A 12117-nucleotide genomic window follows, 5' to 3' on the forward strand; every position below is an offset into this window, starting at 1 on the left:
CGCCGCGCACACCTCGCGGCGACCACGCACACCGCCCGGCATGTGCGCGGTGACCAGCGGATGTGCGCCGACGGCCGGGCTCAGCGCAGCGCGCCCGCGGTCTGCGCGGCCGCGACCGCGAGCCGGCCGGAGGGACGTCCGGCGGTGAGCACCCGCGGGCCCGACTCGGTGACCGCGATGGTGTGCTCGGTGTGCGCGGCGCGCGAGCCGTCGACCGTGCGCAGCGTCCAGCCGTCGCGGTCGTGGTAGTAGCCGTCGCGGCCGCCCGCGGTCAGCATCGGCTCGATGGCGATCACCAGCCCGGGGCGCAGCCGCAGCCCGCGGCCGGGCTTGCCCTCGTTGGGCACGTGCGGGTCCTCGTGCATCTCCCGGCCGACGCCGTGCCCGCCGTGGTCGGCCAGCAGCCCGTAGCCGCCCGCCCGCCCGACCACCCCGATGGCGTGCGCGATGTCGCCCATCTTCGCCCCCGGCACGGCGGCGGCCACGCCGGCGGACAGCGCCCGCTCGCAGGTGTCGATCAGGGCCTGGTCGGCGGGGTCGGCGGCGCCGACGACCGCGCTGAAGGCCGCGTCGGCGCACCAGCCGTCGAGGTGGACGGCGAGGTCGACGCTGAGGAGGTCCCCGTCGCGCAGGGCGTAGTCGTCGGGGATGGCGTGCACGACGGCGTCGTTGACGCTGGCGCAGATCACGCCCGGGTAGGGCACCGGGGCGAAGCGCGGGTGGTAGTCCAGGAAGCTGGGGCGGGCGCCGGTGGCGGCGATCAGGTCGGCGGCCAGGGCGTCCAGCTCGCGCAGCGTGACGCCGGGGGCCGCGTGCTCGTCGACGGCGGTGAGCACCGAACCGACCACGGCGCCCGCCGCGGTCACCGCGTCGATCTCGCCCGCGGACTTCAACTCGATCATGGGTATTACTATACCGGTATTAGTATCGGGTCATGGTCCGCGAGCCCCTCACCCCCGCCGACCGCGAGCGCGGGGAGCGGCTCGGCAGGCTGCTGCGCGAGGCCAGGGCCGAGCGCAGCCTCGGCGACGTGGCCGGCGCGGCCGGAGTCTCCGCCGAGACCCTGCGCAAGATAGAGACCGGCCGCATCCCCACCCCGACGTTCTTCACCGTGTCCGCGCTGGCCGGGGCGCTGGGCCTGTCGCTGGACACGATCGCCGACGCCTCCGAACCGGAGGCCGGGCGGCGCCCCGCTGCGGCCGGCTGACCGCTCCGCTAACCGCAGGTCGCGGGCCGCCCCGAAGGCCACCAGCGCCCCGCCGGACGTCGTCGGCGGCCAGGTGCCCGGTCCCGCGGACGGCGCGGACCGCCGCCTCCGGGTCGGGCGCCCGCCTCCTCCACCACCCCGGCCCGGGCCACCCCGACCAGCAGCGCAGAGCGTCGACCAGCACGTCGTCCGGGCCCGGACGTCCGGTCACCGGGCGGCCCCGACCGCGCCCCACCACGCGCTCATCCGAGCCACCCCCCGAGCGTCCGGCGCACGCACCGGGCCACCGGCCCGGCACGACTGACCGGAGCAGTACGCCGGACCTCGCTTCACCGGCGCTCCAAGGGGGAGAACGGCATCCGGCGCGACCGGCACCCGGCGACGGCGGGACGGTCGACAGCGCGCCGTCCGGGCGGCCCTCAGGCGTCGACGGCCGCGCCCAGCCGGGAGAGCCGGGCCGCGGCCTCGGCCAGCACCTCGTCGCGCTTGCAGAACGCGAACCGCACCAGCGTGCGACCCAGATCGGGATCGGCGCAGAACACCGACACCGGCACGGCGGCCACCCCGACGCGCTCGGGCAGGCTCCAGGCCAGCTCGGCGCCGTCGGCGAAGCCCAGCGGGGTGACGTCGGTGATCACGAAGTAGGTGCCCGACGGGCGGAACACCGTCAGCCCGGCCGCCTCCAGCCCGGCGCACAGCAGGTCGCGCTTGCGCTGCAGGTCGGCCGAGAGGCCGGCGTAGAAGTCGTCGGGCAGCGCCAGCGCGGTGGCGATCGCCGGCTGGAACGGCGCCCCGCTGACGTAGGTGAGGAACTGCTTGGCCGCCCGCACCGCGGCCACCAGCTCGACCGGCCCGTGCACCCAGCCGACCTTCCAGCCGGTCACCGAGAACGTCTTGCCCGCCGAGGAGATGGTCAGCGTGCGCTCGGCCATGCCGGGCAGGGTGGCCATCGGCAGGTGCTCGCGGCCGTCGAAGACCATGTGCTCGTAGACCTCGTCGGTCACCACCACGGCGCCGTGCTCGGCGGCCAGCTCGCCGATCAGGGTCAGCTGCTCGCGGGTGAGCACCGTGCCCGTGGGGTTGTGCGGGGTGTTGACCAGCACCACCTTCGTCCGCGCCGAGAACGCGGCGCGCAGCTCGTCCGGGTCGAACCCGAACGTCGGCGGGCGCAGCTTGACCGGGCGCAGCACCGCGCTGGCCAGCGCCACGGTGGCGGCGTAGGAGTCGTAGTAGGGCTCGAACGTGACGACCTCGTCGCCCGGGTCGCAGAACGCGAGCACCGCCGCCGCGATCGCCTCGGTGGCCCCGGTGGTGACCAGCACGGCGTCCGGGTCGACGTCGAGGCCGTAGAAGCGGCGCTGGTGCTCGGCGACCGCGGTGCGCAGCTCGGGGATGCCGGGGCCGGGCGGGTACTGGTTGATCCCGGCGGCGATGTTGGCCGCCGCGTCGGCGAGCAGCGACGGCGGGCCGTCGGTGTCCGGGAAGCCCTGCCCGAGGTTGATCGCCCCGGTGCGCAGGGCCAGCGCGGACATCTCGGCGAAGATCGTCGACGTGAACGGGTGCATCCGGTCGACCAGCATGGGCTCACCGTACGGCCCGGCGGCGGGGTCCGCGGACGCTACGAGGTGCGCCAGAACCTGTTCCGCCGCTCGGTGGTGAACCCGTCGCCGCTCGCGATCCGGACCGCCACCCCTGAGTTCACCCCGAGCAGCACGACCGGGCCCACCGCTACCCCTGCCGGAACCGGTGCAGCTGCTCGGCCGGGAGCCCGCCCCCGAAGAGGAGCCCGAAGCTGAGCCGGTCGCGCCGGTCGTGGTAGAGCCGCGCCGGCTCTGGTCCGACCGGCTCGTAGCAGGAGAGCCGCCTGCCGTCGTCCGCCCCGTCCTCGTCGGCCCAGCCGCCGATCCACTGCGTCCCCGGTTCGATCCCGTCGGGGGCGGCCGGGGCGACCGGAGCCGGTTCAACGCCGCGACGTCGGCGGCCAGCCCGAAGGCGGCCCGCACGCCGTCGGGAACGGCAGGAGACCAGCTCGACGGTGCCCGGGTACTGCGGCGCGGGCGGGACCGCGGTGCACTCGACGCCGTCGCGCCCGGCCCCGCCGTCGGTCAGGACGACCGCGGCCGGCTGCCACAGCTGGGGCGAGGCGAACGCCTCCCCGGGCTGCGACGGGCGCGCCACACCGGTGAACCGCCGCTGGTCGTGGAGGGCGACGACCGCGGCCATCGGCAGCTCCCCGGAGCGGACCGCCGCGCTGACCGGGCGCGGGCTCTCGGTGTCCCAGTACAGGTGCGAGACGCCGTCGACCGTCTGGTCCATGGCGAAGGCCGCGCCGGCCTCGGTCACGCCGCCCGATCGGGCCGAGTCCGGGGCGGGGGCCGGCGCCGCGGCCCGCGCCGCGCGCAGCCGCAGCACCGTGTCGAAGGAGGTCAGCTCCCGGGTGAGGGTCGCGGCCCCGGCGGGCACCTCGCAGCCCACCCGCTCGGTCTGCCCCGGCGACGGCGACGGCGGCAGCGGGGCGCAGCGCAGGGCCCCGGCCAGCAGGTCGGCGCCCAGTGCGCGGTAGCGCTGGGCGACCTGGTCGACGGCGAACACGTCCGGGCCGGGTGCCGCCGAGGGGCGGGTGGCCCACACTGCCGCCGCCGCGCCCGGCAGCACGACCAGCGCCGCCGCCACGACCAGCCGCCCCGCCACGCGGGTGACCCCCGTTACACGGCGGGGGGAGCGGGAACAGTACCGGCGGGTCGGGGCTTGAGTGATCGGTGACGTCCACCCCAGATCGCGTGGAGACGACCGCGCCGGAAACCCCCCGCCTGCGGCTCGTGCTGATCCTGGGCGCGCTGATCGCGCTGGGACCGCTGACCATCGACATGTACCTCCCGGCACTGCCGATCATCACCGACGAGCTGGCCACCACCTCGGCCACCGTCCAGCTCACCCTCACCGGCACCCTGCTGGGGCTGGGCCTGGGCCAGCTGGTGATCGGACCGCTGGCCGACGCGCTCGGGCGCAAGCGCCCGCTGCTGGCCGGCACCGCCCTGCACGTGCTGGCCTCGGTGCTGTGCCTGGTCGCGCCGAACATCGCCGTCCTGGGCACCGCCCGCCTGCTGCAGGGGCTGGGCGCCGCGGCCGGCGCGGTCATCGCCATGGCGATCGTGCGCGACCTCTACACCGGCCGTCCGGCGGCCACCCTGCTGTCCCGGCTCATCCTGGTGATGGGCGCGGCGCCGGTGATCGCCCCGTCGCTGGGCAGCTGGATGCTGTCGTTCACCTCGTGGCGCGGCGTGTTCGCGGCGCTGGCCCTCTACGCCCTGGTGCTGATGCCGGTGGCCGCGCGGCTGCTGCCCGAGACGCTGCCCGTCGAGCGCCGGCAGGCCCCCAGCGTGCGCGGCACGCTCCGCACCTACGGCAGGCTCTTCCACGACCGCACGTTCGTCGGGCTGGCCCTGGTGGCCGGGCTGACGATGTCGGGGATGTTCGGCTACATCTCCGGGGCGTCGTTCGTCTTCCAGGAGGAGTTCGGGCTCAGCCAGCAGCAGTTCGCGCTGGCCTTCAGCAGCGGCGCGATCTGGCTGATCGGCGCTACCCAGCTCAACCCGGTCGTGCTGCGCCGCTTCGAGCCGCGCCAGATCCTGTCCGCCGCCGTCGCCACGGGCGCCGTGGCGGCCGCGCTCATGCTGGCGCTCGCCGTCGCCGGGGCCGGCCTGCTCGGCGTGCTGCTCCCGCTGTGGCTGGCGCTGTTCGCGGCCGGGTTCGCGCTGCCGAACGCACCCGTGGTGGCGCTCGCCCGCCACGGCGAGACGGCCGGCACGGCGGCCGCGTTGCTCGGCGCGATGCAGTTCGGCATCGGGGCGATCGTCTCCCCGATGGTCGGCGTGCTCGGCAACGACAGCGTCGCCATGGCCGCGGTGATCGCCGGTGGGCTCGGCCTGGCGCTCATCGTGCTGGTCGCGGTGGTGCGGCCGTGGCGGCTGACCGACGCCGAGCCCGTTCCCTCGCTCGTCTGAGCCACCCCGCCCCAGGTTCAGGAAGGCCACGATGCCGCCCTCTGCGGGCGGCATCGTGGCTTTCCTGAACCACGGCCGGGAGGCGACCCGAACGGGTCGGTCCGGGCAGATCGCGGCGGCCGCGCCATGATGGCCGTGTTCCCCGATCAGCGGAGGTCGTCGTGCGCAAGTTGTCGCTCCTCGGCGCGGTGCTGGCCGTCCTGGCCGTGACCGGCGCCGGAACGGCGCCCGCCGAGCCGCCCTTCCGGCTCGCCGACCGCGTCACCGACCGCGCCGGGGTGCTCGACCCGACGGCCACCGCGCAGGTCCGCGAGGCCACCGCCCGGCTCGCCGAACGCCGCGGCTACGACCTGTTCGTGGTGTTCGTCGACAGCTTCGACGGCCTCGACGGCCAGGAGTGGGCCGACGACGCCGCCGAGCGCTCCCAGCTCGGGGTGGAGGACGTGCTGTTCGCGGTGGCCGTCGACGACCGCGCCTACGGGCTGTCGGTGGCCGACGACTTCCCGGAGTCCGAGACCCGCGTCGACGACGTCCGCAGCCAGGACGTCGAGCCCCGGCTGCGGGAGGACGACTGGGCGGGCGCGGCGGTGGCGCTGGCCGAGGGCCTGGGCACCGGCGGCGGCGTGCCGGTCGGGGTGCTGGCCATCGGCGGCGCAGCGCTCGTCGGCGGCGGGGCCTACCTCGTGGCCAGGCGCAGGCGCGCGGCCCGGGAGAAGCCGACCACCGCGCCGGTCGCGCCGGGCCCGGCGCCGGACGCCCCGCCCGACGAGTTCCCCGGGGTCAGCACCGCCGACCTGGCCTACCGGGCCAGCGCCGCGCTGATCGCCATCGACGAGGCGGTGCGCACCTCCGAGCAGGAGCTCGCGGCCGCGAAGGGGCACTTCGGCGAGGAGGCGGTCGCCGGGTTCACCGCGGCGCTGGAGCAGTCCCGGGCGGACATGCTGGCCGCGTTCGAGGTCCGCCAGCGCCTCGACGACGACGAGCCGGAGGACGAGCCCACCCAGCGCGCGATGTACGGCGAGATCCTGCGCGCCTGCACCCGCGCCGACGAGCGCCTCGACGCCCAGGTGGAGGCGTTCGACCAACTCCGCGACCTGGAGGCGAAGGCACCCGAGTACGTCGCCGGGCTGGCCGAGCGACTGGCCGCGGTCACCGCCGACCTCCCCCGCGCCGAGGCGGCCTGGACGGCGCTGCGCGCCCGCTACGCCGACGCCGCCACCGCCCCGGTCGCCGGCAACCTCGACCGGGCCCGCGCCCTGCTCATCGCGGCCGAGACCGAGGTCGCGCAGGCCCGCGCCGAGCTGACCGGCGCCGGACCGACCGTCGCCGTCGTGTCCGGGCGGGCCGCCGAGGACGCCATCACCCAGGCCCGCACCCTGCTCGACGGCATCCCGCGGCGCGACGCCGAACTGACCGAGGCGACCGCGCAGGTCCCGGCCGCGGCCGCCGAGCTCGACCAGGACCTCGCCGAGGCGAGGGCGATGGGTCCCGACCTGGCCCCCGCCGCCGCCCGCGCCGAGGCGGCCGCGGCCACCGCCCGCAGCGCGGTGGACGGCGACCGCCCCGACCCCATCACCGCACTGCGCCTGCTCGACGAGGCAGGCGCCGCCCTCGACCAGGCGCTGGCCGAGGCCAAGGCCGACCGCGACCGCGACCGGCACGCCGCCGCCGCGCTGGAGCAGGCCCGGCTGACCGCCCGCTCCGCCGTCTCGGCCGCCGAGGACTTCATCGCCACCCGCCGCGGCGCCGTCGGCAGCCGGGCCCGCACCCGCCTGAGCGAGGCGCAGCGCCACCTCGCCCTGGCCGGCGGCGGCGACCCCGTCGCCGCCCTCGCCGAGGCCCAGCGCGCCGACTCCCTCGCCCAGGAGGCCCTGCGCCTCGCCCGCGACGACGTCGCAGGCTGGCGGGAGCCCGGCCCGACCGTCGGCGGTGGGCTCGCCGCCGACCTGGGCAGCCTCGTGCTGGGCGGCATCCTCTCCGGCGCCGTGCGCGGCGCCGGCCGGCCCGGCCGGTCGGGCGGGAGCCGCGGCGGCTTCTCCCCGGGCAGCTTCGGCGGCTCGGGCACCCGCGGCCGCCGCGGCGGTGGCGGCCGCTTCTGACGCGCACCCCGCACGCTCCGATCCCGCACCCTCCATCCGCTCCGCCTCCGGCGACCGGCCCGGAGGTTCAGGAAGGCCTCCTTCACGAACTCCGGAGTTCAGGAAGGTGGCCTTCCTGTCCCCTCAGGGCCTGAAGGTGGCCTTCCTGACCCTGCCGGGCTGCGCGGGGTGGGAGGGACGGGTCGGGCCGAGACGGGGGTCAGGGTGCGCGGAGGAGGGCGGCGCGGGTCGCGGCGTCCGCCGGGTAGAACGCCTCCAGCGCCAGCTCGTCGACCGTCACGTCGCGCGGCGTCCCGAACACCGTGGTCGTGGACAGGAACGACAGCACCGTCCCGTCGTGGCGCAGCCGCATCGGCACCACCACACCGCCGCCGCCCACCCCGCTCTGCTCGCCGCCGGGGTAGCCGCGCAGCTCGGCCAGCAGGTCGGCGAGCCCGGGGTCGCCGGTGGTGGCGGCCTGCCGGGCGAGGCGGGCGAGGAGGTGGGAGCGCCACTCCGGGAGGTTGACGATCCGCGGGGCCAGCCCGTCGGGGTGCAGGCTCAGCCGCAGGACGTTGACGGGGGGCTCGACGAGCTCGGCGGTGACCCCGGCCAGCAGGGGCTGGATGCCGGCGTTCGCCTCGACCAGCTCCCACGCCCGGTCCACCACCACCGCCGGGAACGGCTCGTGCGCGGCCAGCACCGCGCGCAGCGCCTCCAGGACCGGGCCGAGCGGGAGCGAGTCGAGGCTGGACTCGCTGAACGCCGGCGCGAACCCGCCGGCCAGCAGCAGGGTGTTGCGCTCGCGCAGCGGCACGTCCATCGACTCGGCCAGGCGCAGGATCATCTGCGCGGTGGGGCGGGAGCGGCCGGTCTCCAGCCAGCTGAGGTGGCGGGTGGAGACGTCGGCGATGGTGGCCAGGTCGAGCTGGGAGAGGTGGCGGCGCAGCCGCCAGTCGCGCAGCAGGTCGCCGACGGTGCGGGTCGGGGCGCTGGTCATGGGACCAGGCTAGTCCGCGAGGTAGCCGGAGCCATGACGTCCGACGTCATCGACCGGCCGCGGCGCCGGCGGCAGGGTCGTCCTCGTCAACGGCGGGCACCCGGCCCGCCCTGCCGAGAGGACGAGCACCCATGAGCGTCGACACCGCCATCGCCGGCACCGTCTCCGAGTACCTGCGGGCCTGGAACGTCACCGACCCGGCCGAGCGGGTGGAGCTGCTCTCCCGGGTCGCGACCGATGACGTCCGCTACGTCGACCCGCTGGCCGACGTCACCGGCCCGGCGGCGCTGAGCGCGCTGATCGGGCAGGCCCAGGCGCAGTTCGCGGGGATGCCGCTGACCCTGCACGGCACCCCGGACGCCCACCACGACGTGGTGCGCTTCTCCTGGGCGATCGCCCCGGAGGGCGCGGAGCCGATCGTGATCGGCACCGACTCGGTCCTGCTGGCGCCCGACGGCCGGTTCGCGCTGGTCACCGGCTACCTGGACAGGGTCCCGGGCTGACCCGCGCCGGCCCCGCCGCGGCCCTCCCGCTCCGTCCGCCGGAGCGGGAGGGCCGCGGTGTATATTTGCTTGCTGATAGGCAACTAGTTGGGCGGTGATCGCGGTGGACGGCACGTTCGACGCCGACGACCTCGCCCGCCTGCGCATCGCCCTCGCCCGCATCGCCCGCGCGCTCGACCGGCAGACCCGCGGCGCCGAACTCACCCGGACGCAGGCCTCCGCGCTGGCCACGATCGCCCGCCTCGGACCGCTCCGGATCAGCGAGCTCGCCGAGATCGAGGGGGTCAACCCCACGATGCTGTCCCGGATCGTCGGCAAGCTCGAGGACGGCGGGCTGCTGCGCCGCAGCCAGGACCCCGACGACGGCCGCGCGGCCCGCGTCGAGGCCACCGCGGCGGGCGCCGCGGAGGCGGCCCGGCTGCGCACCGAGCGCACCGAGCTGCTGGCCCGCCACCTGGCGTCGCTGCCGCCGGACGAGGCCGGCCGGCTGCTCATCGCGCTACCCGCACTGGAGTCGCTCGCCCACCACCTCAAGGGCACGACATGACCGAGGAGATCCCCACGACCGGCTCGCTCACCACCCTGCGGCGGCAGATGTTCGCCGCGCTCGCCACCCCGAACTACCGCAGCTACTTCATCGGCAACACCATCTCGATGACCGGCACCTGGATGCAGATCGTCGCCCAGGGCTGGCTGGTCCTGCAGCTCACCGGGTCGGCGACCGCGCTCGGCGTGGTCACCGCCCTGCAGACGCTGCCGACGCTCCTGCTCGGCCCCTACGGCGGGGTCGTCGCCGACCGGCTCGACAAGCGCAAGCTGCTGATCGCCACGAAGTCGGCGATGGGCGCGATCGCGCTCGTCCTCGGCGTGCTCACGACCACCGGGACCATCCAGCTCTGGCAGGTCTACGCGATGGCCGTCGTCCTCGGCCTGGCCAGCTGCTTCGAGAGCCCGGCCCGCCAGGCGTTCGTGCTGGAGATGGTCGGGCCCACCCACCTGCGCAACGCGGTCAGCCTGAACTCGGTGCTGGTCAACGCGGCGCGGGCGGTCGGCCCTGCGGTGGCCGGCATCGTGATCGCGGTGGGCGGACTGGGCGTGTGCTACCTGGTCAACGCGGTCAGCTTCGTCGCGGTGGTGGTGATGCTGATGCGCCTGGACGTCGCGGCGCTGCACCCGTCGACGCCGGCCAAGCGCGCCCCCGGCCAGCTGCGGGAGGGCTTCCGGTACGTGCGCTCCGAGCCGGGGCTGCTGGTCCCGCTGCTGATGATGGGCCTGGTCGGCTGCCTGACCTACGAGTTCCAGGTGGTGCTGCCGATCGTGGCCAGCGAGACCTTCGCCGGCGACTCGACGACCTACGGCTTCCTGACCGCGGCCATGGGCGCGGGCGCGGTGGTCGGCGGGCTCGCGGTGGCCGCCCGCGGCGGCACCGGGATGCGGTCGCTGGTGTGGCTGTCGCTCGCCTACGGGGTGACGATGACGCTGGTCGCGGTGTCCCCGACGCTGCCCGTGGCGCTGGCCGCGATGGTGCTGGTCGGGGTGACCAGCGTGGCGTTCATGTCCATCGGCAACAGCACCCTGCAGCTGGCCAGCGCCCCGCACATGCGCGGGCGCGTGATGGCGCTGTGGACGGTGGCGTTCCTGGGCTCCACGCCCATCGGCGGCCCCGTCGCCGGCTGGGTCAGCCAGGAGTTCGGCGGGCGGGCCGGGCTGGCCCTCGGCGCGGTGGCCTGTTTCGTGGCCGCCGGGATGGGCCTGCTGGCGATGCGCCGCCGCCCGGCGACCCCCGCCGCCGTCCTCGCCGCCCCTCCGCACACCGCCACCCCCGAAGCCGCCTGACCGTCGAGAACGAACCTGTCGTCGGTTGGACCGGTCCACAATGGCGACGACTTCGTTCTCGACGGGAGGGGGTCAGAGGGTGGCGGGGCCTTCGTGGACGGTCATGCCGAGGCGGTCGGCGACCTGGCCCATCACGTCCTGCACCGCCACCGTGTCGGCGAGCGGCATGACGGCGCTCTGCGGGCGGCCGGCGGCCACGCACTCGGTGACCTCGATCAGCTGGTGGCTGTAGCCGGCGCCGAGCGGGGGACGGGTGATCGTCTCGGGCTCGTGGCCGGTGCGGTGCAGCACGATCGTGTCCGGGTGGTGGAAGCGGGGCAGCACGTCGATCCAGCCCGCGGTGCCGAACACCCGGGCCTGGCCGGGGGTCGCGCACCGCAGCGAGGCGAACAGGGTGGCGCTGCGGCCGTCGGCGTAGCCGAGCTGCACGGCCTCCTCGACGTCGACGCCGGTGGCGGCCAGCGAACCGGTGACCGCGACGGTGTCCGGGTCGCCGAGCACCATCTGGGCGAACGAGATCGGGTAGACGCCCACGTCGAACAGGGCGCCCCCGCCGATCTCCGGGTTGTAGAAGCGGTCGGCCGGATCGACCGGCGGCCGCACGCCCAGGTCGGCGGCGACCGAGCGCACCTCGCCGATCGCGCCGTCCGCGATCAGCTCGCGCATCCGCACCACGGCCGGCTGGAACCGCGTCCACATGCCCTCCATGGCGAAGGTGCCGGTGCTCGCGGCGACCTCGGCGATCTCCCGGGTGGCCGCGGGGGTGACCGTGAACGCCTTCTCAACCAGGACCGCCTTGCCCGCGCGGAGCGCGGCCAGGGTGACCGCGCGGTGCTGCGGGTGCGGGGTGGCGACGTAGACGGCGTCGACCTCGGGGTCGGCGACGAGGTCGGCGTAGGACGCGTGCACGCGGGCGATCCCGTGCCGGTCCGCGAACGCGGTGCCGCGCTCGGCCGACCGCGAGGCGACGGCCACCAGCTCCGCCCCGGGGACGTGGACGAAGTCCGGCACGACCTTGGACGCGATCCGACCGGGCCCGACGACGGCCCACCGCACGGTGCTCATGTTTGCCATCCTCACCCGCCGGGCATCTGTGCACAGCTGTGGATGGTGTTGTGGACAACTCGAACGGCCGTTCGAATAGGCCGTCTCGGCGGCTCTGTGTCACTCTCCGTTGTTGACCATCACCCATCCGTGCCGACTCATCACTCGAACGTTGAGCCTCTTCGAGCGGCCCTCAAGCGAAGATCGGTTATGCCTGCCGTACACGGCCGCCCCGAGCAGCACTCCGGCGCGCCGTCCAGACCACTCGCCGACGCGCTGATCGCGGCCATTCCCGCCCAGCGCGACCGCCCCACGCACGAACAGGTGATGCGCGACGACCGCCTGGTCGAGGCGCTGCGCTCGGGCGAAGCGCTCGACGCCGACGACCCCGTCATCCGCGGCCTCGCGCGCTGGCGCGCCTCGATCGTCGAGGGCACCTGAGGTC

12 protein-coding genes are annotated in these 12117 nt (G+C 75.7%); 7 read left to right on the plus strand and 5 right to left on the minus strand.

What is annotated here, in order from left to right; all coding sequences use genetic code 11:
- Window positions 1-80 precede the first annotated feature (80 nt).
- Window positions 81-902: a type I methionyl aminopeptidase gene (map, locus tag KDL28_RS09440; protein ID WP_252437029.1), complete on the minus strand. Its 822-nt coding sequence runs from the start codon at window positions 900-902 to the stop codon at window positions 81-83.
- 32 nt (window positions 903-934) lie between these two features.
- Between map and KDL28_RS09445 the strand changes: the two genes are divergently transcribed.
- Entirely contained in the window at window positions 935-1207 is a 273-nt protein-coding gene (locus KDL28_RS09445) for a helix-turn-helix domain-containing protein (RefSeq protein WP_252437030.1), read from the plus strand.
- 419 nt (window positions 1208-1626) lie between these two features.
- Here KDL28_RS09445 and KDL28_RS09450 read toward each other — a convergent pair whose 3' ends face one another.
- Both KDL28_RS09450 and KDL28_RS09455 read right to left on the minus strand, forming a co-directional pair.
- Window positions 1627-2787: a pyridoxal phosphate-dependent aminotransferase gene (locus KDL28_RS09450; protein ID WP_252437031.1), complete on the minus strand. Its 1161-nt coding sequence runs from the start codon at window positions 2785-2787 to the stop codon at window positions 1627-1629.
- Between the two features lie 148 nt (window positions 2788-2935).
- The gene (locus KDL28_RS09455) at window positions 2936-3898 is read right to left on the minus strand and encodes a hypothetical protein (RefSeq protein ID WP_252437032.1); all 963 of its coding nucleotides are present in this window, start codon (window positions 3896-3898) and stop codon (window positions 2936-2938) included.
- Window positions 3899-3987: 89 nt separating this feature from the next.
- Between KDL28_RS09455 and KDL28_RS09460 the strand changes: the two genes are divergently transcribed.
- Both KDL28_RS09460 and KDL28_RS09465 read left to right on the plus strand, forming a co-directional pair.
- Entirely contained in the window at window positions 3988-5211 is a 1224-nt protein-coding gene (locus KDL28_RS09460) for a Bcr/CflA family efflux MFS transporter (RefSeq protein ID WP_252437033.1), read from the plus strand.
- A 161-nt stretch (window positions 5212-5372) separates the two neighbouring features.
- Window positions 5373-7310, plus strand: a complete 1938-nt coding sequence (locus KDL28_RS09465) for a TPM domain-containing protein (protein ID WP_252437034.1) — start codon at window positions 5373-5375, stop codon at window positions 7308-7310.
- A 199-nt stretch (window positions 7311-7509) separates the two neighbouring features.
- On the opposite strand, the gene KDL28_RS09470 is transcribed toward KDL28_RS09465, so the two are convergent.
- Entirely contained in the window at window positions 7510-8289 is a 780-nt protein-coding gene (locus tag KDL28_RS09470) for a helix-turn-helix domain-containing protein (protein ID WP_252437035.1), read from the minus strand.
- A 131-nt stretch (window positions 8290-8420) separates the two neighbouring features.
- Between KDL28_RS09470 and KDL28_RS09475 the strand changes: the two genes are divergently transcribed.
- The 3 genes from KDL28_RS09475 to KDL28_RS09485 all read left to right on the plus strand — a co-directional run bounded on the left by KDL28_RS09475 (window position 8421) and on the right by KDL28_RS09485 (window position 10628).
- Window positions 8421-8792 carry a nuclear transport factor 2 family protein gene (locus KDL28_RS09475; protein ID WP_252437036.1) on the plus strand — a complete coding sequence of 124 codons (372 nt, stop codon included), beginning with the start codon at window positions 8421-8423 and terminating at the stop codon, window positions 8790-8792.
- Between the two features lie 103 nt (window positions 8793-8895).
- Window positions 8896-9339, plus strand: coding sequence for a MarR family winged helix-turn-helix transcriptional regulator (locus KDL28_RS09480; protein ID WP_252437037.1), 444 nt, complete (start codon window positions 8896-8898; stop codon window positions 9337-9339).
- Entirely contained in the window at window positions 9336-10628 is a 1293-nt protein-coding gene (locus KDL28_RS09485; RefSeq protein ID WP_252437038.1) for an MFS transporter, read from the plus strand. The genes KDL28_RS09480 and KDL28_RS09485 overlap by 4 nt, the downstream gene beginning before the upstream one ends.
- Before the next feature lie 72 nt (window positions 10629-10700).
- Here the strand turns inward: KDL28_RS09485 and KDL28_RS09490 are convergent, their stop codons facing one another.
- Window positions 10701-11693 (minus strand): Gfo/Idh/MocA family protein, encoded by a 993-nt coding sequence (locus KDL28_RS09490; protein ID WP_252437039.1) that lies wholly within the window; start codon window positions 11691-11693, stop codon window positions 10701-10703.
- A 189-nt stretch (window positions 11694-11882) separates the two neighbouring features.
- Between KDL28_RS09490 and KDL28_RS09495 the strand changes: the two genes are divergently transcribed.
- Entirely contained in the window at window positions 11883-12113 is a 231-nt protein-coding gene (locus tag KDL28_RS09495; protein ID WP_252437040.1) for a hypothetical protein, read from the plus strand.
- Window positions 12114-12117: the final 4 nt, after the last annotated feature.

It is taken from the genome of Pseudonocardia humida (assembly GCF_023898865.1).
GTDB lineage: Bacteria > Actinomycetota > Actinomycetes > Mycobacteriales > Pseudonocardiaceae > Pseudonocardia > Pseudonocardia humida.